This window comes from Streptomyces abyssomicinicus, from assembly GCF_008974245.1.
Taxonomy (GTDB): Bacteria; Actinomycetota; Actinomycetes; order Streptomycetales; family Streptomycetaceae; genus Streptomyces; species Streptomyces abyssomicinicus.
Genome location: NZ_BBZI01000006.1, coordinates 276,272 through 299,973, shown reverse-complemented (window position 1 = coordinate 299,973; position 23,702 = coordinate 276,272). Strand labels below are relative to the sequence as shown.

The window sequence follows — 23,702 nt, the reverse complement described above, 5'->3', positions numbered from 1 at the left end:
GGCCGGCCCGGTGTGACACAGCGCACCGGGCCGGCCGCCGCGTTGGGCCCGTAACCTGCTGCGCATGACCGTTCATCTCGAAGTCGCCGAAGGCGTCGGCACGCTGCGCCTGGACCGCCCGCCCATGAACGCCCTGGACATCGCGACCCAGGACCGCATCAAGGAACTCGCCGAGGAGATCACCCGGCGCGACGACGTCCGCGCCGTGGTCGTGTACGGCGGGGAGAAGGTGTTCGCCGCCGGCGCGGACATCAAGGAGATGCGCGCCATGGACCACGCGGCCATGGTCGCCCGGGCCCGGGGCCTCCAGGACTCCTTCACCGCGGTCGCCCGCATCCCCAAGCCGGTGGTCGCCGCGATCACCGGCTACGCCCTGGGCGGTGGCTGCGAACTGGCGCTGTGCGCCGACTACCGCATCGCCGCCGACAACGCCAAGCTCGGCCAGCCCGAGATCCTGCTCGGCCTGATCCCGGGCGCCGGCGGCACCCAGCGCCTGTCCCGCCTGATCGGTCCGTCGCGGGCCAAGGACCTCATCTTCACCGGCCGCCACGTCCGCGCCGACGAGGCGCTGACCCTGGGCCTGGTGGACCGTGTCGTCCCGGCCGCCGACGTCTACACCGAGGCCCACGCCTGGGCCGCGAAGCTCGCCCAGGGGCCGGCCATCGCGCTGCGCGCCGCCAAGGAGTCGGTGGACGCGGGCCTGGAGACCGACCTGGACACCGGACTCGCCATCGAGCGGAACTGGTTCGCCGGGCTGTTCGCAACCGAGGACCGGGAGCGGGGCATGAAGTCCTTCGTCGAGGAGGGTCCGGGCAAGGCCAAGTTCCTCTAGCCGGACGGGAGTCGACCCCTCCGGTTGTCGTCTCCGCAAAGGCTCTGGCCAGGGCTCAGGAATGATTCCTTGGCATATGTCACCCGAACGGACGGAATCGATCGCTCCGGTGTGCGGATTCCTACGGAACCGCCCCCGGAGCGCTCGTCCGACGGTCATGATGGGGGGCATGGCGGGGCTCGAGGGCATCGAACAGTCACGGGGACCTGGCGGCGTCCCCCTCGTGCGATGGTCGCCCGCGGTGGAGGACGAACGGGCGCTCGCCGCTGTCGCCGCCTACGGGAACCCGGCGGAGGCGGAGGTCGTCCTGCCGTCCTGCCCGGAGACCCGGGGCACCGCGCGGCGCCTGGTGCAGGTCGTCATCCTGCGTCACTGGGCGCTGGGTCCCAAGCTCGCCGAGGACTGCACCCTGCTGGTCTCCGAACTCGAGGGCAACGCCGTCCGGCACACCGGCGCCGCCCACTACGGGCTGCGGATGCGCCGCCGGCGCGGCTGGATCCGCCTCGAACTCCGCGACCCGTCCCGCGGGCTGCCCTGCCTGCTGCCCGTCCAGCCGACGGACGAGAGCGGCCGGGGCCTGTACCTGATCGACCGCATGGCGGACCGGTGGGGCGTCGACCTGCTGCCCCGCGGCAAGCGGACCTGGTTCGAGATGCGGGTCGCCGACCGGGTCTAGCGTTCCCCGTGCCTGGGTGCCTGGGTGCCTGGGTGCCTGGGTGCCCGGAGGCCCGGAGGTTCGGGTGTCTGGATGCCCGGGTGACCGGCGGTGGCGCGCGCCGCTTGAGTCTCCACCCGCTGGAGACCGCAGACTCGCTGCCATGACCGACGACAGCACCCCTCCCGGGGCGGACCCGCTGCTGACCATCGGGGACCTGGCCCGCGCGACCGGTCTGACGGTGCGCACCATCCGTTACTGGTCCGACGAGGGACTCCTGCCCCCGGTGGACCGTTCCGCCGGCGGCTACCGCCTCTACGACGCCGCCTCGGCGGCGCGCCTGGAGCTGATCCACACGCTGCGCGAACTGGGCCTCGGCCTGGACGACGTGCGGCGGGTGGTCGCCGGGGAGACCACGGTGGCGGAGGTGGCCGCCCGCCACGTCGCCGCCCTGGACGCGCAGATCCGTGCCCTGCGGGTCACCCGCGCGGTGCTGTCGACCGTCGCCGACCGCGGTTCGACCGCAGAGGAGATGACCCTGATGAACAAGCTGGCCCGTCTGTCCGCCGCCGAACGCGCGCGGATCATCGAGGAGTTCGTGGAGGAGACCTTCCGCGGTCTGGACACCGCCGACCCGGTGATCCGTGAGCGGATGCGCGGCGCCGCGGCCGACCTGCCCGACGACCCCACCCCGGAACAGGTCGACGCTTGGGTCGAGCTGGCCGAACTGCTCCAGGACCCGGAGTTCCGCGCCCGGATGCGGGCCGCCGCCGAGTTCAACGCGGCGGACCGCGACGGCTCCACGCCGGCGGGAGCCTCGATGTGGTTCATGCGGCGCCTGGTGCAGCTCGCCTCCGAGGCCCGCGGGCGCGGAGTGTCGCCCGAGTCGCCGGAGGCCGGCGACGTGCTGCGGGAGCTCCTCGGCGAGGACGCCGACCACGCCGCCGTGCTGGCCCGCATGGAGGCCAACACCACCGACAAGCTCTCCCGTTACCGGGAGTTGCTGGCGGTGGTGAAGGGGCGGCGGCCGGACGCCGACCACCGGGAGGAGTTCGCCTGGGTGGTCGCCGCACTGCGCTCCCGTGCGGCCGGATAATCTCTTCATCGTCAATCAGATGTAGAAGCAGATGTGGACGCGGGCGCGAGCAGGCGGCGCGTCCGGCACGAAGGGGAGGGTCCGGCATGGCGGACATTCAGGAAGCCCGCAAGGAGTTCGACCGGCTCGACGCCGACGGGGACGGCTTCGTCACCGCCGCCGAGTTCAAGAAGGCGCTCGCGCAGGCCGGCGACTGGAATGTCACCGACGCCGTCGCCGAGTCCATCATCGCCTCGCGCGACCTGGACGGCGACAAGCTCCTCTCCTTCGACGAGTTCTGGGCCTACCTCGCCAAGTGACGCCCTGACCGGGTGTTCACCCGCCCCGCCCCGCGCCCTCGCCGGCATGGGGCGGGGTGCGTGAGTGTGGCGGCGCCGGAGTGCGCGGGTGCGGGGGTCAGGCGCCCTCCGCCCACGTGCGCAGCGACTCCGCGCTGCGGAAGTCGGCGACGTTCTTGTCCACCGGGTCGTCGGTGTACTGGTGGATCACCCACTTCGCCTTGATCCTGGGTTTTCCCCGGCCGACCCCGTAGTGGGCAATCCACAGCCCGTCGCCGTCGTACGAACTCCTGTCGACGTTCAGCCAGAAGGTCCGGTTGCAGTACAGCAGCACCCGGTTGCGGGGCTTGAGCGACTTCACCTTGCGGAGGAACCGGTCCTTCTCCGCGCTGCTCGCCCGCGTGCCCCGGCTGGTGGTCTCCCAGTCGCAGGCCAGCAGGTCGCCCGCCCGCACCGGCGCCTGCTGCGCGAAGTACTCGGCCTGCTCGTTGATGTTGCCGGGCCACAGGAAGTGGTAGAAGCCGACCACCAGCCCCGCCTCCCGGGCGCGCTCGGCCTGCGCCTCCATCTTCGGGTTCACGTAGGACCGGCCCTCGGTCGCCTTGACGATGACGAAGGCGAGTCCGTCGGTGTCGTAGGTGGCGGACTGGTGGGAGCTGACGTCGATGCCGTGAAGCATGGGGGGTCTCCCTCAAGTTGCTCCGGAATGAGTTGGGTTGAAGGGAGCATTCCCTTTGTGAACGGGAGCGACCCCCATCGAACGGCATCAAACGCCGTATAGGCCGGTTTCTGGACAATCCGGGGTCCTCGGGCGGCCCGGCCCCCCGCGACCCGCCGTCGCCGCGTGGAACGTACCGTTCCTTCCATGGAACTGATCGGTGAGATGTCCCCCGGCCGCCCGCTGTTCGTCCTGGCGGTCAAGGAGGAGGCGGCGGAGCTCCGGGGCACGGCGCCCGTGCTGCTGACCGGTATGGGCAAGGTCAACGCGGCCGCGGCGCTGGCGGGTGTGCTGGGGCGCGGGGTGCTGCCGCGCGAGATCGTGAACCTCGGCACGGCCGGTGCGCTGCGGCCGGGGTGGACCGGGACGCACGTGATCACCCGGGTGATCCAGCACGACCTGGACTCGCGGCTGCTGGCGGGACTGACCGGCGAGGTCTACGGCGCGCCGATCACGCTCACCGAGGACGGCGGCGACGGCGACGGCCCGGTGCTGGCCACCGGCGACAGCTTCATCTCCGACGACGCCGCCCGCGACCGTCTCGCCGAGCAGGCCGCCCTCGTCGACATGGAGGGCTACGCCCTGGCCCACGTGGCCCGGCAGTCCGGCGTCCCGATTCGGCTGGTGAAGCACGTGAGCGACGACGCCGGCGACGGCGCCGCGCGGACCTGGCGCGAGTCGGTCGCCGCCTGCGCGGTGGAACTGGCCCGCTGGGCGGAGCGCAACGTGCCCTCGGAGTGAGCCCCTGGCCGGGGCTCGTCGCGCCGGGCGGTGTGGTGCCCGCCGGCCTCGTCGTCGCCCTCGTGGCCACGGCTCACTCGATCGGATGAGAAGTCCCGGTGATCCTTTCCGGCCCGGGACGGCGGGACCCACAATCGAACCGGTTCCGTCCACGCCGTTCCGCCCGTCTCGGGTCCGAACCGCCCGATCAGGGGGTCAGCGGCATGATCCGTCCCGTGCCGAAGCGCCGGGCGCTCGCGCTCGTGCTGAGCGCTCTCTGGGGGGCCACCGCCGTCGCCTACTGGCTGATCGCCGGGGTCACCGGCGACCGGAGCGGCATGGGTGTCCGGATGGCCGCCACCGCGGTCTTCTTCGGGGTGGGCACGGGGCTGATCCTGCGGGCCCGCCGGGAACTGCTCCGCGAGCTGCGGCACACCTGGGACATCGCGGCCACGGCCCAGGGAGTCCTGGTGCGCCCGCTGCCGCCCCGGGTCGGCGGCCTGGACGTGGCCGCGGTCCAGCGTTCGGCGGACCCCGGCGCCGTCATCGGGGGTGACGTCTACGAGGTGCTGGACACCGAGCACGGAGTCCGCGCGCTCATCGGGGACGTCCGCGGCCACGGTCTGGCCGCCGTCCCGGCCGCCGCCGCGGTGCTCGGCTGCTTCCGCGAGGCGGCGCACGAGGAGTACGAGCTGCACGGGGTGCTCCGCCGCCTCGACCGGGCCTTCGCCCGCCACCTCAGGCGCCGCGCCCAGGAGGAGCGGCATCCCGCGGTCGAGGAGTTCGTCACCCTGCTGCTGCTGGAGATCCGTGCCGACGGCGTCCTGCGCGCGGTCAACTGCGCCCACCCGTGGCCGTACCGCGTCGGCGTGGGGCCGACGCAGCCGCTCTCGGACGCCGAACCTCTGCCGCCGCTCGGCCCGTTCCCGCTGCCGGAGCACATCCCGGTGACCCACTGCGGCCGGATGCGGCCGGACGACGCCCTGATCCTGCACACCGACGGCGTCACCGAGGCCCGCGACGACCACGGACGTCTCTTCCCGCTCTCCGAGACGCTCACCGGTGCGGCCCGCGGCCGTCCGCACACCGCCCGGTACCTGCTCCACTCGCTGGAGTCCGCGCTGCTGCACCACACCGGGGGCAGCCCCTCCGACGACACGGCCCTGCTGATCCTGCACAACGACGCGCGGCTCTTCGCCCCGCTGCCGGCCGCCGGCCAGGCGTCCCAGGTCGTCCACCCGATCCCGTAGTCGGCGGGCCCGGGCCGCCACGGCCGGCGGGCCCGGGACCCGTGAAGGTCCCGGGCCCGCAGGTGCGGCCGGACTCAGGTGGCGCGGCTCAGTCGTCGCGACTCGGGTGTCGCCGCTCGGGTGTCGCCGCTCAGTTGTTGGTGACGAAGTCCGTGACCAGGCGGTTGAACTCGTCGGGGTGCTCGATCATCGCCCAGTGCCCGCACCGGTTCAGGACGACCAGCCGGCTGTCGGGGATGTTCGCCAGCAGGAAGAGCGAGGTCTCGTAGGAGACGACGCGGTCGTCGCGGCCGTGGATGAGCAGGGTCGGCACCTTGATCTGCGGCAGCAGCTCCGGCTTGACCCACTTCGGCAGCGGCGCGCCCTTGGGGAGCCCCTCGACGTAGTTGCTCAGGTGCTCCGGGCGGCCCAGCGCGGCGTCCGAGCGGGCCTGGCACAGCTCGGGCGTGGCGAACCGGGCCTTGTCGAAGACCATGATCTCGACGAGCCGGCGCATGTTCTCCGGGCTCGGGTCGCGGTAGGCCTCGATCAGGACCTTCAGGCCCTCGGACGGGCCGTCGCCGGCGCCGAAGAGGGTGGGGATGCGGCCGACCGGGGGGCCCATGGTGACCAGGTGGGTGATGCGCTCGGGGTGCTCGGTGGCGAGCCGGATCGAGGTCTGGCCGCCCATCGAGTTGCCGACGAACGCGGCCTTCTCGATGCCGAGGGTGTCCAGGAACTGGATCGCGGCGTCGACGTGGTCGAGCTGGTCGACGGTGGCGGCGGAGGACTCGCCCCAGCCGGGCATGTCGACGGCGTACACGTGGAAGTGCTCGGCCAGCGCCTCGATGTTGCCGGAGAAGTTGCTCCACCCGGTGGCGCCGGGGCCGCTGCCGTGCAGGAGCACGAGCGGGTGGCCGGAGCCGGCCTCGTAGTAACGGAGCTCCCAGTCGGCGGTCCTGACCGTGCGGGCGATGTCCTGGGGGTCGAGCGCCATCAGTGGTCCTCTCCGTGCGGGGCGGGGGCGGCGGCGAGCAGCTCGGCGACGACGGCCGAGGGGCGGTGGCCCCAGCTGTGCAGGCGGTCGAGCGTCTTCACCTCCCACGTCTCGTCGTCGATGATCAGTCCGCCCCAGCCGTACTCGACGCTGAAGCCGGACGGGGTGAAGACGTAGAAGCTGAACATGTGGTCGTTCGGGTGCATGCCGAGCGTCATCTCGAACGGCTGCTTGGCGTCCATGCACCGGTCGTAGGCCATGCCGACGTCGCGGATGTCCTGCACCTCGACCATGAAGTGGTGGGTCTTCTTCGGGTGCGGCATGTCGCCGAAGGCCACCGTGTGGTGACGGCCGTTGCAGTGCAGGAAGATCAGGTCGGCGACGATGCCGGGAGCCAGCTCCTCGACGATGATGTCGCTGATCCTGAAGCCCAGCAGGTCGATGTAGAAGGCGAGGTAGGTCTCCCGGGAGACGCCGTGCGCCAGGAGGACCTGGTGGCCCGCGCCGCCGGCGCCGGTCACGAAGCCGCCGAGCAGCTTCTTGGAGGCGAACGGCGTGGCCGCGTCGGCCAGACCGGTGACCAGCTCGACCCGGTTGCCCATCGGGTCGGTCGTGACGAAGATCCGCTCCACCTTGCGGGCGGCTGCCAGGGCGGTGTCGCCCTCGGTCACCTCGACGCCGGCCGCGCGCACCTTGGCGACCAGGGCGTCCAGCGCGACCTCTTCCGACACCTCGTAGCCGGTGGCGACCAGGTCGTCGGCGGGGCCCTCGGTGATCACCCAGCGGTGCGCCTTCTCGTCGGTGCGCAGGGTGAAGCCGTCGTCGGTCTTCTCGCCGAGCTGCATGCCGAGCAGTTCGACGCCGAAGTGCTCCCAGTCCGCGAGGCCGCTCACCTCGTAGACGACGTAGCCCAGTTCCTTGACTCCGGACATCTGTTCTTCTCCTTACTGCTTGTCGCTGTGGGACGTGCTGCTCAGGCGGGGACGGCGAGGCCGCTGACGTCGGCCGCGGCGACGAACCGGTCCGGGCGGACGGCCACGGCCCGCGCGCCGTAGCGGCGCAGCCAGGGCAGGAGGACCTCCTGGAGGTCGACCAGGTCGTCGTCGGAGGTGGTGTAGGAGGTCTTCGGCCGCACCGCGACGTACCGGGCGCCGAGCGCGTCCCACCCGGCCTTCTCCTCGGCCGTCAGCAGGGTGGCCGGGTCGACGTCGTCGCCCAGCAGCACGAAGTCGTCCCCCAGCAGGTCGTCCAGGCGGGCCATCCGCCCGGCGACGTCGCCGGTGACGGGCTGCGGGATCATCCGGCCGACGGCGCTGGCGTCGCCGACCGCTCCCCGGAACCAGCCGGCCTCCAGCACCGGCGGGCGCGTGAGCGGAGGCTCGAAGGGGGTGACCGTGTTCTCGGGCACGGCATTCATCGCGGCGACCTCCTCCTCGGAGGCCTCCTGCCGGATGACCCGGCCGAGTCCGACCGCGAGGCCGGTGAAGAAGGCCGCGTTGGGACGGCGCTCCGCCTCGTAGGTGTCCAGCCAGCTCTCCGGGAGCTCGCCCTTGAGCACCCGGGCGAGCTTCCAGCCCAGGTCGTGGGCGTCACGCATGCCGGTCTGCATGCCGGCGCCCGCCCACGGCGGCATCAGATGGGCCGCGTCGCCGGCCAGGAAGACCCGGCCCTTGCGCCAGGTGTCGGCCATCCGGACGTGGTGCTTGTAGAAGGCGTGCTGGTGGATCTCGACGTCGTCCTCGGTGACGCCGAGGGCCTTGAGCAGCGGCCAGACCTCGGCACTCGTCGGGTAGTCGGCCGGAGTCTCGTCGGGCTTGAGCGGGACCTCCCACCGGTGGTTGCCCGCGGAGAGCGCGATGTCGACGACCGGGCGCTCCCGGTCGGACCAGAAGGTGAGGAGGTCGCGGTCCGGCCACCACCGCTTGACGTGGCAGTCGATGACCACCCAGGTGGTCTCGTCGGTGTCGCCCAGCAGCCGGCAGCCGACGTGGCCGCGGGTGAACGAGCTTCCGCCGTCCGAGCCGATCACGTACCGGGTCCGAGTGGTGCGGGGCCCGTCGTCGCCCGTCGAGGTGAGGGTGACGCCGTCGGCGTCCTGGGTGATCGCGGTGACCTCGTCGCCGTAGTGGACGGTGACCAGGCCGGCGTGCCGCTCCCGGACGGCCGCGCGCAGCTCGGCCTCCATGACCGGCTGGTAGATGTTGTAGAAGCGCGGCCCGCGGCCCAGGGTCGACGGCGGGTGCTCGACCCGCATGATCTCCGCGCCGTCGTAGGTCACCCAGCGCAGGGCGCGCTGGGGGTCGATCACCTTCTCGACCCGCTCGTCCACCCCGAGGTTCTGGAAGATCCGCATCGTCCAGTCGTTGACGGTCACGGCGCGGGCCCGGGCGTAGATGTCCCGGTCCCGTTCGAAGGCCACGGCGGAGATGCCGTACTTGGCGAGGGTGAGGGCGGCGATCACTCCGGTCGGGCCGAACCCGACGATCGCGACATCCGCGTCGTAGCTCATGGTCATGCGCTGGCTCCGTTGTCACAGCTCGGACGCAATGCGAAGTTTTGTACCAACTGTTCGGTATGTGGGAGGGAGTGAACCTGCCCGGCGGTAATGGCGTCAAGGGGGCCGGGGAGGGGAGTCCCGAAGTATTGGACCGATCGGTCGGTACATTCCCAGGGAACGGCCTGGACGGTGCGGGTGTCAAGAGGTGAGCCGTGATCACTCTCCGGTGGTGGCCCGGCACCCGTTCCCGGACCGCTTAAAATCCCCGGGTGGAGAAGGCGGAGAGCGTGGAGCAGGCGGAACCGGTGGACTCGGCGGAGAAGTTCAGGCCGCCGACGCACGCCGGCAACAGCCGGGGCCGCCGGTCACGGCAGGAGATCCTCGACGCGGCCGCCCGGGTGATGTCGGTCCGCGGCTATGCAGGGACGTCGATGTCGGCGCTGGCCAAGGAGACCGGCCTGCCCAAGAGCGCCTTCTACCACCACTTCGAGTCCAAGGCCGGGCTGCTCTCCGCCGTCATGGCCCAGGGGGCGCACGACTTCTTCGAGGCCATGGACCGGGCCCACGCGAACCCGCCGGAGGGCGGTACGCCCCGGGAGCGGCTGCGGTGGTACCTGGGCAGGACCGGCGCGGTCCTCGAGCACGGCGAGGAGTTCCTGCGCCTGCTGTTCGTGCTGGTCATGAGCCGTGAGGCCGCCGAGGCGCCGGAGGCGATGCGGACGGTGATCGAGGTCCGCGACGAGGGACGCGTCCACATGTGGCGCATGGTGCACTCGTCGTTCCTGGGCGCCGGCGAGGAGGACGCGAGGCGGGTCGCCGACTCCCTCGCGGCGTTCGGCATGGCCGGATTCGACGGCGCCTTCGTGGCCGTCCAGTCGGAGGGCGGCCGGGCGATCGCGGACTGGATGGACCAGCTCGCCGACGCCATGGCAGGGCTCGGCGAGGCGATGCTCGCTGACGGCTGACGGCTGACGGCTGACGGCTGACGGCTGACGGCTGACGGCTGACGGCCGGCGAGTGGCGGCCGCCGGTCTGCGGCCCGCGGTCTGCGGGCGCCGGCTGACGGCTGCCCGGTGGTGGCCGACGCGTGGCGGCGCGCGCGTGGCGCAGGCGCGGCTCAGCCGCGCGAGCGTCCCGCCATCACCGCGCCCAGCGCCGCCGCGGCCGACCGCACGGTGTTGGCGTGCGGCTCCGGGCGGAACCGTCCCACCGGCCCCGTCACGCTGATCGCCGCCACCGCCGTGCGTCCGTCGGGCTCGAGCACCGGCGCGGCGACACAGAGCAGACCCTGCGTCGACTCCTCGTACTCGTAGGCGACGCCCGCCTCCACCGCCTTCGCCAACTGCCGGCGCAGCAGGCCCGGGGCCACCACCGTGCGGGGCGTCCGCCGCTCCAGCGGACCCGAGAGCACGGCCGTCAGCTCCTCCTCGTCGGCATGGGCCAGCAGCACCTTGCCGATCGCGGTGCAGTGCACCGGCATCCGGCCCCCGGTGCGCGACGGCGTCCTGGCCTGGCGGTGGCCGCCGATCTTCGTCAGGTACAGCACCTCGCCGCCCTGGCGCACCCCGAGGTGCACCGTCTCGTGGGTGCGCTCGTACAGGTCCTGGAGGAACGGCATCGCCAGCTCCACCAGCGTGCGCTCGGCGGCGGCGCGCAGCCCCAGCTCGAACAGTCCGCCGGACAGCCGGTAGCCGTGCTCGGTCCGGTCGAGCAGCCGGTGGTGGACCAGGTCCCCCGCGACGCGGTGCGCGGTCCCCTTGGCCAGGCCGGTGCGGCGCACCAGCTCGGCCAGCGGCAGCACCGAGTCGGCCGGGCCGAACGCCCGCAGGACGGCCAGTGCCTTGCCCAGGACCGTGTCGAGGTCGTCCCGGTCCCGCTGGTGCTCCATGCCGAACAGCGTACCGCTGAGCGGAACGCCGTCGTGGAGAACGCAGGTCCGGTGCCGCACTGTGGACGGCATGTCCCAGACCCAGCCCGCTGTCGGCCCCGACAGCATCGCCGCCGCTGCCGCCCGTCTCCGCGAGGCCGCGGCCACCGGCGTCCCCGCCGCCCCCGTGCGTGACCTGATCGGCCGGGACGACGTCGCGGCCGCGTACGCCGTGCAGTCGCTGCTCGCCGCCGAGCGGACCGAGGCGGGCGCCCGGCTCGTCGGCCGGAAGATCGGCCTGACCTCGACCGCCGTCCAGCAGCAGCTCGGCGTCGACCAGCCCGACTTCGGAGTCCTCTTCGACGACATGGAGTACGCCGACGGCTCGGTCACCCCGGCCGACGCGATCCTCCAGCCGCGGATCGAGGCCGAGATCGCCTTCGTCCTCAAGGCCGACCTCGCCGAGGGCCCGCTCGACGACGCCCAGGTCCGCGAGGCCGTCGACCACGCCGTCGCCGCGCTGGAGATCTGCGGCAGCCGGGTGGCCGGCTGGGACATCAGCTTCGGCGACACCGTCGCCGACAACGCCTCGGCCGGCGGCTACGTCCTCGGCTCGCAGCGCGTCCCGCTCGCCGACTTCGACCCCGTCGCCGCCGAGATGACCATGACGATCGACGGCGAGACCGTCTCCACCGGCAACGGCGCCGCCTGCCTCGGGGACCCGGTCAACGCCCTCGTCTGGCTCGCCCGCCAGGCCCGCGAGCTGGGCTCCCCGCTCCGCGCCGGCCAGGTGATCCTGTCCGGCGCCCTCGGCCCGATGCGCCCGGTCGCGGCGGGCAACGCCGTCCGGGCCACCGTCACCGGCCTCGGCACGGTCTCGGTCACCTTCTCCTGACCCCCTCCGCCTCTCCTCCCGCAAGGAACCCACGATGAGCAAGACCAAGGTCGCCGTCATCGGGTCGGGCAACATCGGCACCGACCTGATGATCAAGATCATGCGCAACGCGCAGCACCTCGAGATGGGGGTCATGGTCGGCATCGACCCGGCCTCCGACGGCCTCGCCCGCGCCGCCCGCTTCGGCTTCGAGACCACCGCCGAGGGCGTCGACGGCCTGCTGAAGTCGCCGCGGATCGACGAGATCGGCATCGTCTTCGACGCCACCTCCGCCGGCGCGCACCGCTACAACGACGAGAAGCTGCGCCCGCTCGGCATCCGGATGATCGACCTGACCCCGGCCGCGATCGGTCCGTACGTCATCCCGGCGGTCAACCTGGACGAGCACCTCGACGCGCCCAACGTGAACATGGTCACCTGCGGCGGCCAGGCCACCATCCCGGTCGTCGCCGCGATCAGCCGGGTCGTCCCGGTCGCGTACGCGGAGATCGTCGCCTCCATCGCCTCCAGGTCGGCCGGCCCCGGCACCCGGGCCAACATCGACGAGTTCACCGAGACGACCTCCGAGGCCATCGTGAAGGTCGGCGGCGCCCGGCGCGGCAAGGCGATCATCATCCTCAACCCGGCCGAGCCGCCGCTGATGATGCGCGACACCGTCTTCGCCCTGGCCACCCTCCCCGGGGGCGAGGACACGGCGACCGCCATGCGGCAGATCACCGAGTCCGTGGAGAAGATGGTCGCCGAGGTCAACGCCTACGTTCCCGGCTACCGGATGGTCCAGGACGTGCAGATCTCCGAGATCCCCGCCGACCAGCCGGTCGAGACGCTCCTCGCGGAGGGGGACGCCGCCCGGCCGACCCATCAGGTGTCGGTCTTCCTCAAGGTCGAGGGCGCCGGCATGTACCTGCCGGAGTACGCCGGAAACCTCGACATCATGACCTCGGCCGCGGTGCAGATGGCCGAGAAGATCGCCGCCGCGAAGGAGACCGCGAAGTGAGCACCCCCGACTCGGACGTCCAGGTCTTCGTCCAGGACGTCACCCTCCGGGACGGCATGCACGCCGTCCGGCACCGGATCACCCCCGAGGACGTCAAGCGCATCGTGCTGGCGCTCGACGAGGCCGGTGTGGACGCCATCGAGGTCGCGCACGGCGACGGCCTGGCCGGCGGCTCGCTCAACTACGGCCCCGGCTCGAACACCGACTGGGAGTGGATCGAGGCCGCCGCCTCCGTCCTCAAGAACGCCCGCCTCACCACGCTCCTCCTCCCGGGCGTGGGCACCATCGACGAGCTGAAGCACGCCTACGACCTCGGCGTCCGCTCGGTCCGGGTGGCCACCCACTGCACCGAGGCCGACATCTCCGCCCAGCACATCGCGGCCGCCCGCGAGCTCGGCATGGACGTCTCCGGCTTCCTGATGCTCTCCCACATGGCCGAGCCCGAGAAGCTCGCACAGCAGGCGCAGCTGATGGAGAAGTACGGCGCCCAGTGCGTCTACGTCACCGACTCCGGAGGCCGGCTCACCATGAACGACGTGGCCGCGCGGGTCCGCGCCTACCGGGACGTCCTCGACCCGGCCACCGAGATCGGCATCCACGCCCACGAGAACCTGTCGCTCTCCGTGGCCAACTCGGTGGTGGCGGTGGAGAACGGCGTCCGCCGCGTCGACGCCTCCCTCGCCGGCCACGGCGCGGGCGCGGGCAACTGCCCCCTCGAGGCGTTCGTCGCCGTCGCCAACCTGTCGGGCTACCGGCACGGCTGCGACCTGTTCAAGCTGCAGGACGCCGCCGACGACATCGTCCGGCCGCTCCAGGACCGCCCGGTGCGTGTCGACCGCGAAACCCTCACCCTCGGGTACGCGGGCGTCTACTCCAGCTTCCTGCGGCACGCGGAGATCGCCTCCCGGCGCTACGGCGTCGACGTCCGCGACATCCTGATGGAGTGCGGCCGACGGCGTCTGGTCGGCGGGCAGGAGGACATGATCATCGACATCGCCCTCGACCTGGCGGCCGGGCGCGAGGCCCCGGCGGCCTGAGGCAGGTCGGGGCGGCCCGAGGGTGACCGGGTGGCCGGAGGGGGAGCGGGCGGCCGGAGGAAGGCGCGGCACGCCCCGGGGTCAGGCGGGTGTGCCGCCCCATTCCGCGCACGCGTCGAAGCAACTGCTCGCGGTGAGCGGGGCCGCGAGCCCCGGGGCGGTCAGCCGGACGACCACCAGCGGGTAGTCCTGGGCGTCGTTGCTGCGGGGCGGTTCGCCGGCCATGAGGTCGTCGAAGGAGACCCCCGGCCGGAGTGCGGAGTCCGGGAGCTCCACGACCAGCTCCGCCCACCGTCCCGCGCCCACCGACGCGCCGTCGCCGTGCGGCGCGGCCTCGTGCGGGGCGCTGCCCCGCTCCACCGTTGGCGGCAGCCCGACGGCGTGCGCGATCCGGCCTCCGCCGTGCGGGGCGCAGACGGTGACCTCCGCCCTCGCCCCGGAGAGCGGGGCGTCCAGGCGCAGCGGCCGTTCGCCCGCGGCGAGGCGAAGGCGGAGGGTGAACCGCGGGCTGCCGTCGGCCGTCTCCGTGTTGGACGAGCCGAACGACCCGAGGGTGAGCGACGGGCCGCCGGAGGGCTGCCCGGCCGCCGCCACGGGGAGCTCCGCGCAGTCCCCGGTCCTCGGCCCGGTGAGGGGCTCGCGCCCGCGCGCCTCGTCGGACGCCCTGCCGCCGAGGAGGGCGAGGCCGAGGAGCACGGTCACCAGCAGAGCCGTCAGCACCCAGGTACGGGGACGCATCCGCACGCCTCTCGTCACCCCTCGTCACGAATCGTCAGCCACCGCGCCGCGCCGCAGGTGTACGACGACGGGGGCGCGGAAGGAGCCGCCGGACCGGCCGGCCGGGAGGTGACCGGCGCCCAGCCACCCGTCCGTGCCGGGCACCGGGTCGATCTCCCACGGCCACACCCGGTCCTCACGCGCATCGCCGTTCCCCCTCCCCGGCCGCTCCACTCCCGGGGAACCGTCCCGGCGAGGCAGCGTACCCGCGCCGGGGCGGGACCGGGGGCGCGGCCCCGGGTGGTGCGCGGAGACCTGCCTTACGGCGGCGGCCGCCCGCCGGCACCCGGCGTCAGGCGACGCCGCCGTCACCCGCCGGTCCCGGCGGGGCGAGGTGGGCGGTGTCGCCCCAGGAGGCCAAGCGCAGACGGTGGCCGTCGCCGGCCCAGTACGACACCGAGGCGTTCGGGACGGGCGGCAGAGCCTCCGGCGCGGTGGCCCCGATGCCGGCCAGGACGTGGCGCAGGGCGACCAGCACGCCGTCGTGCGCGACGAGCAGGACGCGGCGTCCGGGTGCCGCCCGGCCGAGGTCGGAGACGAACTGCCCGACCCGGACGGCGACGTCGGTGAAGGCCTCGCCGCCGGGCGGCCGGTAGTACCAGTCGCCCAGCAGCTCCCGGCGGGCCGCCTCCCGCGGCGCCCGGGCGCGCAGCGCGGGCGCCGGGTGCAGTTCGAAGACGCCCATCTCCCGGTCCCGCAGCCGCTCGTCCACCCGGACGTCCAGCGGCGCCAGGCCGAGCCCGGCGGCGTGGGACGCCATTTCCTCCCACGTCCGCAGGGCGCGCAGGTAGGGGGAGCAGACGACCAGGTCCGGTCCGGTTCCGGGAGCCGGCCCGGCCAGCCAGCCCCCCAGCGCGCGGGCCTGAGCCACCCCCGCGGGGGACAGGGGGACGTCCCGGTCGCGGCCCGGCACGGGCTCCGTGGAGCCGGACTCCACCGCCGCGGCGAAGGCCACGTTGGCAGTGCTCTGCCCGTGCCGCACGGCCCACAGGCCGGCCAGGGCGCAGGGCGGGGCCAGGGCGGCCGGCGGGCCCGGGTCGGGCGGCCGTGTCATGCCGGCCCCTCGCGCCGGCCGGTCGCGGACGGATCCATCGCGCACTCCTCACGGGGAAGGCCGTCGCCGCCAGACTAGGGCCGCACGGACCCGCGCGGGACGCGGCACCGACGCCCCGGTGCCGTCCACGCGGACCACCCGGGCGGGCCCCCGCGTCTGGACTGTCGGAAGCCGGTCCAGCGCCGGAACCGTCCGGAGCCGGCCCGTGCCGGGGCCCTCAGCGGTCGGCCCGTCGCCGGTACCCTCCCGTCAGCACTCGATGATGTTGACCGCGAGCCCGCCCCGCGCCGTCTCCTTGTACTTCACCGACATGTCCGCGCCGGTCTCCTTCATGGTCTTGATGACCTTGTCGAGGGAGACCTTGTGCGAGCCGTCGCCCCGCAGGGCCATCTTCGCCGCGGTCACCGCCTTCACCGCGGCCATGCCGTTGCGCTCGATGCACGGGATCTGGACCAGGCCGCCGACCGGGTCACAGGTCAGGCCCAGGTTGTGCTCCATGCCGATCTCGGCGGCGTTCTCCACCTGCTCGGGGGAGCCGCCCATGACCTCGGCCAGGGCGCCGGCCGCCATCGAGCAGGCGGAGCCGACCTCGCCCTGGCAGCCGACCTCGGCGCCGGAGATGGAGGCGTTCTCCTTGAAGAGCATGCCGATGGCGCCCGCGGCGAGGAGGAAGCGGACCACGCCGTCCTCGTCCGCGCCCGGAACGAAGTTCAGGTAGTAGTGCAGGACGGCGGGAATGATGCCCGCGGCGCCGTTGGTGGGGGCGGTGACGACCCGGCCGCCGGCCGCGTTCTCCTCGTTGACCGCCATGGCGTAGAGGGTGATCCACTCCATGGAGTGGGCCAGCGGGTCGCCGGCCGCGCGCAGCTGGCGGGCGGTGACGGCGGCCCGGCGGCGGACCTTCAGCCCGCCGGGGAGGATGCCCTCGCGGGACATGCCGCGGTCGACGCACTCGCGCATCACGCGCCAGATGTCGAGCAGACCGGCGCGGATCTCCTCCTCGGTGCGCCAGGCCTTCTCGTTCTCCAGCATCAGCGAGGAGACGGACAGGCCGGTCTCCTTGGTGAGGCGCAGCAGCTCGTCGCCGGTGCGGAAGGGGTGCTTGAGCACCGTGTCGTCCAGCTTGACGCGGTCCGCGCCGACGGCCTCCTCGTCGACGACGAAGCCGCCGCCGACCGAGTAGTACGTCTTGTGGAGCAGCTCCTCGCCGCCGTGCCCGTAGGCGGCGACCGTCATGCCGTTGGCGTGGTACGGGAGCGCCTCGCGGCGGTGCAGGACCAGGTCGGTGTCGAAGGCGAAGGCGATCTCGTGGTCGCCCAGCAGGCGCAGGAGGCCGGTCTCCTTGATCTTCTCGACGCGCTCGTCGGCCGACTCCACGTCGACGCTGCGCGGCGAGTCGCCCTCCAGGCCAAGCAGCACGGCCTTGGGCGTGCCGTGGCCGTGCCCGGTGGCGCCCAGTGAGCCGTAGAGCTCGCAGCGGACGGAGACGGTGGCCTCCAGCAGACCCTCGTTGCGCAGGCGGGCGGCGAACATGCGCGCGGCGCGCATCGGGCCCACCGTGTGGGAGCTGGACGGGCCGATGCCTATCGAGAACAGGTCGAAGACCGATACGGCCACGTCGACTCCTCGTTGAATCGTTGGCTGTGGGGTGGGGGGAAGGGCGCGGGGCGCCCCGCCCACCAGGCGGTGGTGGGCGGGACGCCCCACAGCACGTACGGGAATCGTACGTAATGCCCCAGGCAGTGCGAAATCCGCACGCGCCGTGCGGGGCCGGTTACAGCGTCGCCGGGATCACAGCGCCGGGTACAGCGGGTGCTTCGCGGCGAGGGCCTCGACCCGCGCCTTGAGGGCGGCGGCCGTGTCGGCCGGGAACGGCGACGGGGCCTTCAGCGCCTCGGCGATCACGTCCGCGACCTCGGCGAAGTCCTCGGCGCCGAAGCCGCGGGTGGCCAGCGCCGGGGTGCCGACACGCAGCCCGGAGGTCACCATCGGCGGCCGCGGGTCGTTGGGGACCGCGTTCCGGTTGACGGTGATGCCGATCTCGTGGAGCCGGTCCTCGGCCTGCTGCCCGTCCAGCTCGGAGTCGCGCAGATCGACCAGGACCAGGTGGACGTCCGTGCCGCCGGACAGGACGGAGACGCCCGCCGCGGTGACGTCGTCCCGCACCAGGCGCTCGGCCAGGATGCGGGAGCCCTCCAGGGTCCGGCGCTGCCGGTCCTTGAACTCGTCGGAGGCCGCGACCTTGAAGGCCACCGCCTTGCCCGCGATCACGTGCTCCAGCGGGCCGCCCTGCTGGCCGGGGAAGACCGCGGAGTTGATCTTCTTGGCCAGCTCGGCGGTGGAGAGGATCACACCGCCGCGCGGGCCGCCCAGCGTCTTGTGGGTGGTGGTGGTGACGACGTGGGCGTGAGGCACCGGGCTCGGGTGCAGGCCCGCGGCCACCAGGCCCGCGAAGTGCGACATGTCCACCATCAGGTAGGCGCCGACCTCGTCCGCGATCCGGCGGAACGCGGCGAAGTCCAGCTGCCGCGGGTAGGCCGACCAGCCGGCGACGATCAGCTTCGGCCGCGACTCCTTGGCCAGGCGCTCGACCTCGGCCATGTCGACCTGACCGTCCTCGCCGACGTGGTAGGGCACCACGTCGTAGAGCCGGCCCGAGAAGTTGATCTTCATGCCGTGGGTCAGGTGCCCGCCGTGGGCCAGGTCGAGGCCCATGATGGTGTCGCCCGGCCTGATCAGGGCGTGCATCACGGCGGCGTTGGCCTGGGCGCCCGAGTGGGGCTGCACGTTGGCGTGCTCGGCGCCGAAGAGCTCCTTGAGGCGGTCGATCGCGATCTGCTCGATCACGTCGACGTGCTCGCAGCCGCCGTAGTAGCGGCGGCCGGGGTAGCCCTCGGCGTACTTGTTGGTGAGCACCGAGCCCTGGGCCTCCATGACGGCGACCGGAGCGAAGTTCTCCGACGCGATCATCTCGAGGGTGGACTGCTGGCGCGTCAGCTCGGCGTCGATCGCCGCGGCGACCTCGGGGTCGAGCTGGTGGAGGGGAGTGTTCAGGGTCGACATCAGGTTCAGTTCCCGGCGAACTCGGTGTACTCGTCGGCGGAGAGCAGGTCGCTCGGCTCCTCGGAGAGGCGGACCTTGAAGAGCCAGCCGCCCTCGAAGGGCTCGGAGTTCACCAGGGACGGGTCGTTGACGACGTCCTCGTTGATCTCGGTGACCTCGCCGGAGACCGGGGAGTAGAGGTCGGAGACCGACTTGGTGGACTCCAGCTCGCCGCAGGTCTCGCCCTCGGCGACGCTCTCGCCGACCTCGGGGAGCTGGGCGTAGACGACGTCACCGAGCGCGTCGGCCGCGAACTTGGTGATGCCGATGGTGGCGACGCCGTCCTCGACGGGCGACAGCCACTCGTGCTCCTTGCTGTAGCGCAGGTCCGTGGGGTTGCTCATGACAGAGATTCTCCTGTACGCGGGGAGTGTCCGAGGGAACGGGAAAACGGGAGGGGCGGCGGAAGGGTTACTTCTGACGCCGGTAGAACGGCAGCGCGACGACCTCGTACGGCTCGTGGGTGCCCCGGATGTCGACGCCCACGCCGGCCGTGCCGGGCCCGGCGTACGCGGCGTCCACGTAGGCCATGGCGATCGGCTTCCCCAGGGTGGGGGAGGGGGCGCCGGAGGTGACCTCGCCGATCACCTCGCCGTTCGCGACCACCGAGTAGCCCGCGCGGGGGACCCGGCGGCCCTCGGCGACCAGGCCGACCAGCTTGCGCGGCGGGTTCGCCTCCGCGCGCGCGGCGGCCTCGGTGAGGGCGGCGCGGCCGACGAAGTCCCCCTCCTTCGCGAACTTCACGACCCGGCCGAGCCCGGCGTCGAAGGGGGTGAGGGAGGTGGAGAGCTCGTGGCCGTACAGCGGCATGCCCGCCTCCAGGCGCAGCGTGTCCCGGCAGGACAGGCCGCACGGGATCAGGCCCTCGGCCTCGCCCGCCGCGGTCAGCGCGCGCCACAGCTTCTCGGCGTGCTCCGGGGCGGTGAACAGCTCGAAGCCGTCCTCGCCGGTGTAGCCGGTCCGGGCGATCAGCGCCGGGACACCCGCCACGGTGCCGGGCAGGCCCGCGTAGTACTTCAGGCCGTCCAGGTCGGCGTCCGTGAGGGAGGCCAGGATGCCGGGGGAGGCGGGGCCCTGGACGGCGATCAGGGCGTAGGCGTCCCGGTCGTCGCGGACCTCGGCGTCGAAGCCGGCCGCGCGCTCGGTGAGCGCGTCGAGGACGACCTGGGCGTTCGAGGCGTTGGCGACCACCATGTAGGTCCGCAGGCCGGCCTCGGTGTCCGCGAGGCGGTAGACGATCAGGTCGTCCAGGATGCCGCCGTCCTCCCGGCAGATCATCGTGTACCGGGCGCGGCCCGCGCCGACCGAGGCGATGTCGCCGACGAGGGCGTGGTTCAGCAGTTCGGCGGCCTGCGGGCCGGTGACGGTGATCTCTCCCATGTGGGACAGGTCGAACAGGCCGGCGCTCGTGCGGACGGCGTTGTGCTCGTCGCGCTCGGAGCCGTACCGCAGCGGCATGTCCCAGCCGGCGAAGTCGGTCATGGTGGCGCCGAGCGAGCGGTGCAGGGCGTCGAGCGCGGTGTGACGGAGGTCGGAACTGCTCATGGCGGACTCCCGGTACGGGCGAGGGCGTGACGGTGGGGTGTTTCCTCCCCATCTGTCATCGGAACCTGAGAGGTTCGCCATGACCGCCGGCCGTGGACGGCGGTGTCAGGGCTTGCACCGTGGGTGGGACCGCCGCGGGGGCGGACCGCTTTTCAGATGTGCCTCGCCCGCGCGGTGACTGGGCCTGAGAGATTCAAGGGAGGGACTTGCTCCTTCGGCGCCCGGGCCGACCGCACATCTGGGAAGACGTGGGTCCGGGGCCCGGGACTCTCCCGCGCGGATTCAAGCGGCCGGTATGCAGTTGACGCGCTCATCATCGCACGGCCCCCCGGGACCTGGCGGCCCCCCTGTGTGTTGCGGGACTGTGGCGGGAACCGGGCGGAAATGAGACGACCGCCGCATTACCTTCTCTTTACACTTGAGGGGGATGCTTCAGGTCCCGAACCCGAGGGGGAGGACGACCACGTGAAGAGGACGATCGCCGGCACCGGGTACGCGGTGCCCGTGACCGGACCCGGGCCGCGCCACCGCGCGCGCTCCTGGGCCGGGGCACGGGCCGCGGGCCCGGCGGTCCGGGCCAGGGCCGGCGCGGACCGTGCGGTGCGCTGCGCGGCGGGCGGAGCCCCCGCGAGGAAGGTGTGCGACCTGCGTGGGAAGGGCGCCGGAGGGTCCGGGGCGCGGCTCGTCTTCGGGGCGCGGGACGTGGTCGTGGTCACCGGGCTGCCGGGCAGCGGGAAGTCCACCATGATGCGGCGGGCCGTCGGGGAGGACGCCGTCCGGGTCGACTCCCAGGACACCCGCGACCGGTGGGACGCGCGGATGCCCCGGGCGCTCCCCTACGCCGTGTACCGGCCGCTGGTGCGGCTCGACCACTACGCGGGACTGCGGCGCGCGCTGCGCGGACCGAAGCCCGTGGTGGTGCACGACTGCGGCACCCAGCGATGGGTCCGCTCCTGGCTGGGCCGCGCCGCCCGCCGGCGGGGCGGGGCATTGCGGCTCGTCCTGCTCGACGCCACCCCCGGCGAGGCCCTGCAGGGCCAGCGGGCGAGGGGGCGCGGCGTCTCCCGCTACGCCTTCGCCCGGCACCGCACGGCGGTCGGGCGACTGCTCTCCGACGTCGTGGAGCGGGGCCGGCTGCCGCGGGACTGCGGTTCGGCGGTGCTGCTGGACCGCGCGGCGGCGAGGGCGCTGCGCGGGATCGGGTTCGCCCCCGGCCGGGGCTCCGGCGTCCCGTAGTCTGACCAGCCGCAGACAGGCAGTCGACAAGAGCGGGAACCCGGGCGGTAGGCGATGGACGCGGCAGGGATGAACTACGGGGCCGACGGCACGGCGGCAGCGGGCGGACGGCCCGTCAACGAGCTGGAGGAGGTGCTGGCCGCGTCGGCCGGCGCCCCGGCCTCCCCGGCCACCGGCGGCAGGGTCCTCGAGGTGCTGACCCGCAGCTTCGTCTGGATCCCGCTCCCCGGCGGCGGCGACCGGGACAGCGTCACCCTCGACCTGCCCACCGTGGAACTGGGCGGGCAGCCCTTCGTCCCCGTCTTCAGCTCCCAGGAGCAGTTCCAGCGGGTCGTCGGCTCCCACATGTCGTTCACCGTCGCTCCGCTCGTGGAGTTCGCCCGGGGGCTGCCGCCCGAGGTGGGCATCGCCGTCAACCCGGACGGCGCGGTCGGCATCCCGCTGCCTCCGGCGGCGGTGGCCGAACTGTGCCGCGCGGCCGGGCCCGACGCCGGCGCGCGCGGCGGGCGCGTCCGGCTGTGGGAACCGGACTGGCAGGACGACCCGGTGGACTTCCTGCGCGCCGCCTCCGAGGAGTTCGCCGCCCTCGGCGTGGTCGCGAGCGCGCGCCGCTGCCTGGCGACGATCGAGACGGCGGAGCCGACGCTGTTCGTCGGCGTCGGACTCGCCACCTGGGACGCCCCGTCGGGGGACGCCCGGGCCCTGCCGCTGGACGCCCTCGGACGCGCCCTGGGGCGTCACCCGGTCCGCTGGCCCGTCAACCTCGTCCTCCTCGACGCGGTCGCGGACCCCGTCTGCGACTACCTGCGCACCAAGGTGCGGCCCTTCTACGGCGCCGGCTGAGCGGGCCGGGCGGCCGGGCGGGGCAAATCGCCCGGCAGGTCCCGGCTCGGTCAAGGTGGTGTCTTCGACCCCGCTTAAGCTGGTTTCATAATCCCGGTCGAACACTCGCTGTCGGACATCGATGGGGCGGAAAACCAATGTCGTCGCGAAAGGCTGGTTGAGGTGAGCGCGTCGGGCACGGCCGCTGCCGGGCAGGTGGAGCAGATGCTGCGCCAGGTGACGCCCGGGCGCTATGACGCCTACGAGGCGCTGCTGGGCGCCCTCGCGGCCCCGTCCGCCGGCCGGCTCTGGATGCTGCTGTGGCACGGCCGTTCCGGGGCCCCCGACGCGCAGTACGGGATCATGGAGGTCGACGGGTATGCCTACGTGCCCTGTGTGACCTCCGACCGGGAACTCTCCGCCAGCGGCTGGAGCCGCGGCTACGAGGTGGTCGACGCCCTCGAGGCCGCCGACGCCCTCTACCCGGACCACCACGGCCTGTGGCTCAACCCGCACGCGCCCGGTGGTGGCGTCGGCATCCCCTGGCTGGACCTGCGCCGGATCTCCGCCGGCCTCGACCGGCAGCCGGCCGGGCCGCTGCGGCTGTCCGAACCCGCCATAGAGGTACCGCAGTTCTACGCCCTGCTGGCACAGAACGCCCACCGCACCCCGGCGGTGCGCGCGCTGCGCCGTGCCTGGGTGCAGCCGGTGCTCGGCGCGCCCTACCTGGCGATCGGGCTCGACGTCTACCAGGCCTCGCCCGCCGCGGTGGAGTCGGTGCGGTCGATGATGAGCCAGTCGGTCGGCGCGGTGCCGGACGGCCTGGCGGTCTCCACGGTCGCCATGGCCGACGACCACGACCCGGTCGCGCTGTGGATGCGGGCCAATGCCCGCCCGTTCTACGACCGGGACGCGCACGCCCGCCCGGCCGGCGCCTACGGATACCCCCCGGTCACCGGCGCCTGACGCCACCTCCCTTCCCCCCCCCTGGCGCGGCACCCCGCCGACCCGCCTCCCGCCGACCCGCTTCCCGGCGACCCGCCCTCCGGCGATCCGCCTCCCGGCGATCCGTCCTCCGGCGATCCGCTTCCCGGCGATCCGCCCTCCGCCGACCCGCCTCCTGGCGCGAGCTGATCCCGCCTCAACGCTCCTCCGTACCTCGCCGGGGCCACACAGGCCCGCGCCCGAGCGGCCGTACCGCCGACCCGCCGTCCGGGACGGCCTGATCCCGCCCGGCGCTCCTCACCGCACGCCGCCCGGGTGTCACCGGCCCGCGCCCGCGCGGCCGTGCCGCCGTGCCGCCTTTCGGCACGGCTTGATCCCGTCGGGTGTTCTCCTCCCTCCGCCA

Annotated in this window: 24 protein-coding genes and 2 riboswitches; of the genes, 13 read left to right on the top strand and 11 right to left on the bottom strand. The window is 73.2% G+C overall.

Features of this window, described 5'->3' with window-relative positions:
* The first annotated feature begins 64 nt into the window (after positions 1-64).
* The 4 genes from GBN72_RS08815 (at position 65) to GBN72_RS08800 (ending at position 2,882) form a co-directional block, all read left to right on the top strand.
* On the top strand, positions 65-832 hold the full coding sequence (locus tag GBN72_RS08815; RefSeq protein ID WP_151771156.1) for an enoyl-CoA hydratase/isomerase family protein: 768 nt from the start codon (positions 65-67) through the stop codon (positions 830-832).
* 169 nt (positions 833-1,001) lie between these two features.
* Complete coding sequence (locus GBN72_RS08810) at positions 1,002-1,508, top strand: ATP-binding protein (protein WP_151771155.1); 507 nt, start codon at positions 1,002-1,004, stop codon at positions 1,506-1,508.
* A 142-nt stretch (positions 1,509-1,650) separates the two neighbouring features.
* Positions 1,651-2,583 (top strand): MerR family transcriptional regulator, encoded by a 933-nt coding sequence (locus tag GBN72_RS08805; protein WP_151771154.1) that lies wholly within the window; start codon positions 1,651-1,653, stop codon positions 2,581-2,583.
* Positions 2,584-2,669: 86 nt separating this feature from the next.
* A complete protein-coding gene (locus GBN72_RS08800) occupies positions 2,670-2,882 on the top strand; it encodes an EF-hand domain-containing protein (RefSeq protein WP_151771153.1) in 213 nt (70 codons plus the stop codon).
* 97 nt (positions 2,883-2,979) lie between these two features.
* Here GBN72_RS08800 and GBN72_RS08795 read toward each other — a convergent pair whose 3' ends face one another.
* Positions 2,980-3,540: a glycoside hydrolase family 25 protein gene (locus GBN72_RS08795; protein WP_151771152.1), complete on the bottom strand. Its 561-nt coding sequence runs from the start codon at positions 3,538-3,540 to the stop codon at positions 2,980-2,982.
* Between the two features lie 186 nt (positions 3,541-3,726).
* Here GBN72_RS08795 and GBN72_RS08790 point away from each other — a divergent pair, with 186 nt between their 5' ends.
* Complete coding sequence (locus GBN72_RS08790) at positions 3,727-4,320, top strand: nucleosidase (protein ID WP_151771151.1); 594 nt, start codon at positions 3,727-3,729, stop codon at positions 4,318-4,320.
* A gap of 203 nt (positions 4,321-4,523) precedes the next feature.
* The gene (locus GBN72_RS08785) at positions 4,524-5,549 is read left to right on the top strand and encodes a PP2C family protein-serine/threonine phosphatase (protein WP_151771150.1); all 1,026 of its coding nucleotides are present in this window, start codon (positions 4,524-4,526) and stop codon (positions 5,547-5,549) included.
* A 130-nt stretch (positions 5,550-5,679) separates the two neighbouring features.
* Here the strand turns inward: GBN72_RS08785 and GBN72_RS08780 are convergent, their stop codons facing one another.
* Genes GBN72_RS08780 through GBN72_RS08770 form a run of 3 tightly spaced genes read right to left on the bottom strand, consistent with a single transcriptional unit; the run spans position 5,680 to position 9,040 of the window.
* Positions 5,680-6,525, bottom strand: coding sequence for an alpha/beta fold hydrolase (locus GBN72_RS08780; RefSeq protein WP_151771149.1), 846 nt, complete (start codon positions 6,523-6,525; stop codon positions 5,680-5,682).
* On the bottom strand, positions 6,525-7,457 hold the full coding sequence (locus GBN72_RS08775) for a VOC family protein (protein ID WP_151771148.1): 933 nt from the start codon (positions 7,455-7,457) through the stop codon (positions 6,525-6,527). The genes GBN72_RS08780 and GBN72_RS08775 overlap by 1 nt, the downstream gene beginning before the upstream one ends.
* Before the next feature lie 41 nt (positions 7,458-7,498).
* Entirely contained in the window at positions 7,499-9,040 is a 1,542-nt protein-coding gene (locus GBN72_RS08770) for a bifunctional 3-(3-hydroxy-phenyl)propionate/3-hydroxycinnamic acid hydroxylase (RefSeq protein WP_151771147.1), read from the bottom strand.
* A 251-nt stretch (positions 9,041-9,291) separates the two neighbouring features.
* Here GBN72_RS08770 and GBN72_RS08765 point away from each other — a divergent pair, with 251 nt between their 5' ends.
* On the top strand, positions 9,292-9,987 hold the full coding sequence (locus tag GBN72_RS08765) for a TetR/AcrR family transcriptional regulator (protein ID WP_246212379.1): 696 nt from the start codon (positions 9,292-9,294) through the stop codon (positions 9,985-9,987).
* Positions 9,988-10,139: 152 nt separating this feature from the next.
* Here GBN72_RS08765 and GBN72_RS08760 read toward each other — a convergent pair whose 3' ends face one another.
* On the bottom strand, positions 10,140-10,910 hold the full coding sequence (locus GBN72_RS08760) for an IclR family transcriptional regulator (protein ID WP_151771146.1): 771 nt from the start codon (positions 10,908-10,910) through the stop codon (positions 10,140-10,142).
* Positions 10,911-10,980: 70 nt separating this feature from the next.
* Here GBN72_RS08760 and GBN72_RS08755 point away from each other — a divergent pair, with 70 nt between their 5' ends.
* The 3 genes from GBN72_RS08755 to dmpG are packed head-to-tail and all read left to right on the top strand — an operon-like array spanning position 10,981 to position 13,818.
* Positions 10,981-11,784 (top strand): 2-keto-4-pentenoate hydratase, encoded by an 804-nt coding sequence (locus GBN72_RS08755; protein ID WP_151771145.1) that lies wholly within the window; start codon positions 10,981-10,983, stop codon positions 11,782-11,784.
* 34 nt (positions 11,785-11,818) lie between these two features.
* Complete coding sequence (locus GBN72_RS08750) at positions 11,819-12,781, top strand: acetaldehyde dehydrogenase (acetylating) (RefSeq protein WP_151771144.1); 963 nt, start codon at positions 11,819-11,821, stop codon at positions 12,779-12,781.
* Positions 12,778-13,818, top strand: a complete 1,041-nt coding sequence (gene dmpG, locus GBN72_RS08745) for a 4-hydroxy-2-oxovalerate aldolase (protein ID WP_151771143.1) — start codon at positions 12,778-12,780, stop codon at positions 13,816-13,818. Before GBN72_RS08750 ends, dmpG begins: the two co-directional genes overlap by 4 nt.
* A gap of 81 nt (positions 13,819-13,899) precedes the next feature.
* Here dmpG and GBN72_RS08740 read toward each other — a convergent pair whose 3' ends face one another.
* The 6 genes from GBN72_RS08740 to gcvT all read right to left on the bottom strand — a co-directional run bounded on the left by GBN72_RS08740 (position 13,900) and on the right by gcvT (position 20,296).
* Entirely contained in the window at positions 13,900-14,556 is a 657-nt protein-coding gene (locus GBN72_RS08740; protein ID WP_151771142.1) for a hypothetical protein, read from the bottom strand.
* A 331-nt stretch (positions 14,557-14,887) separates the two neighbouring features.
* Positions 14,888-15,649 (bottom strand): histidine phosphatase family protein, encoded by a 762-nt coding sequence (locus tag GBN72_RS08735; protein ID WP_151771141.1) that lies wholly within the window; start codon positions 15,647-15,649, stop codon positions 14,888-14,890.
* Between the two features lie 249 nt (positions 15,650-15,898).
* The gene (locus tag GBN72_RS08730) at positions 15,899-17,266 is read right to left on the bottom strand and encodes an L-serine ammonia-lyase (RefSeq protein ID WP_151771140.1); all 1,368 of its coding nucleotides are present in this window, start codon (positions 17,264-17,266) and stop codon (positions 15,899-15,901) included.
* A 174-nt stretch (positions 17,267-17,440) separates the two neighbouring features.
* The gene (gene glyA / locus GBN72_RS08725; protein ID WP_151771139.1) at positions 17,441-18,712 is read right to left on the bottom strand and encodes a serine hydroxymethyltransferase; all 1,272 of its coding nucleotides are present in this window, start codon (positions 18,710-18,712) and stop codon (positions 17,441-17,443) included.
* 5 nt (positions 18,713-18,717) lie between these two features.
* Positions 18,718-19,095: a glycine cleavage system protein GcvH gene (gene gcvH, locus GBN72_RS08720; protein WP_151771138.1), complete on the bottom strand. Its 378-nt coding sequence runs from the start codon at positions 19,093-19,095 to the stop codon at positions 18,718-18,720.
* A gap of 67 nt (positions 19,096-19,162) precedes the next feature.
* Positions 19,163-20,296, bottom strand: coding sequence for a glycine cleavage system aminomethyltransferase GcvT (gene gcvT / locus GBN72_RS08715; protein ID WP_151771137.1), 1,134 nt, complete (start codon positions 20,294-20,296; stop codon positions 19,163-19,165).
* Between the two features lie 42 nt (positions 20,297-20,338).
* Positions 20,339-20,458, bottom strand: a riboswitch (glycine riboswitch).
* A riboswitch (glycine riboswitch) is annotated at positions 20,459-20,581 on the bottom strand. It abuts the riboswitch before it with no gap.
* 315 nt (positions 20,582-20,896) lie between these two features.
* Between gcvT and GBN72_RS08710 the strand changes: the two genes are divergently transcribed.
* From GBN72_RS08710 to GBN72_RS08700, 3 genes are all read left to right on the top strand, one after another.
* Positions 20,897-21,532, top strand: coding sequence for an AAA family ATPase (locus GBN72_RS08710; RefSeq protein WP_439959758.1), 636 nt, complete (start codon positions 20,897-20,899; stop codon positions 21,530-21,532).
* Positions 21,533-21,586: 54 nt separating this feature from the next.
* Positions 21,587-22,375 carry an enhanced serine sensitivity protein SseB gene (locus GBN72_RS08705; RefSeq protein WP_246212377.1) on the top strand — a complete coding sequence of 263 codons (789 nt, stop codon included), beginning with the start codon at positions 21,587-21,589 and terminating at the stop codon, positions 22,373-22,375.
* A 162-nt stretch (positions 22,376-22,537) separates the two neighbouring features.
* Positions 22,538-23,320 carry an enhanced serine sensitivity protein SseB C-terminal domain-containing protein gene (locus GBN72_RS08700; protein ID WP_151771135.1) on the top strand — a complete coding sequence of 261 codons (783 nt, stop codon included), beginning with the start codon at positions 22,538-22,540 and terminating at the stop codon, positions 23,318-23,320.
* Positions 23,321-23,702: the final 382 nt, after the last annotated feature.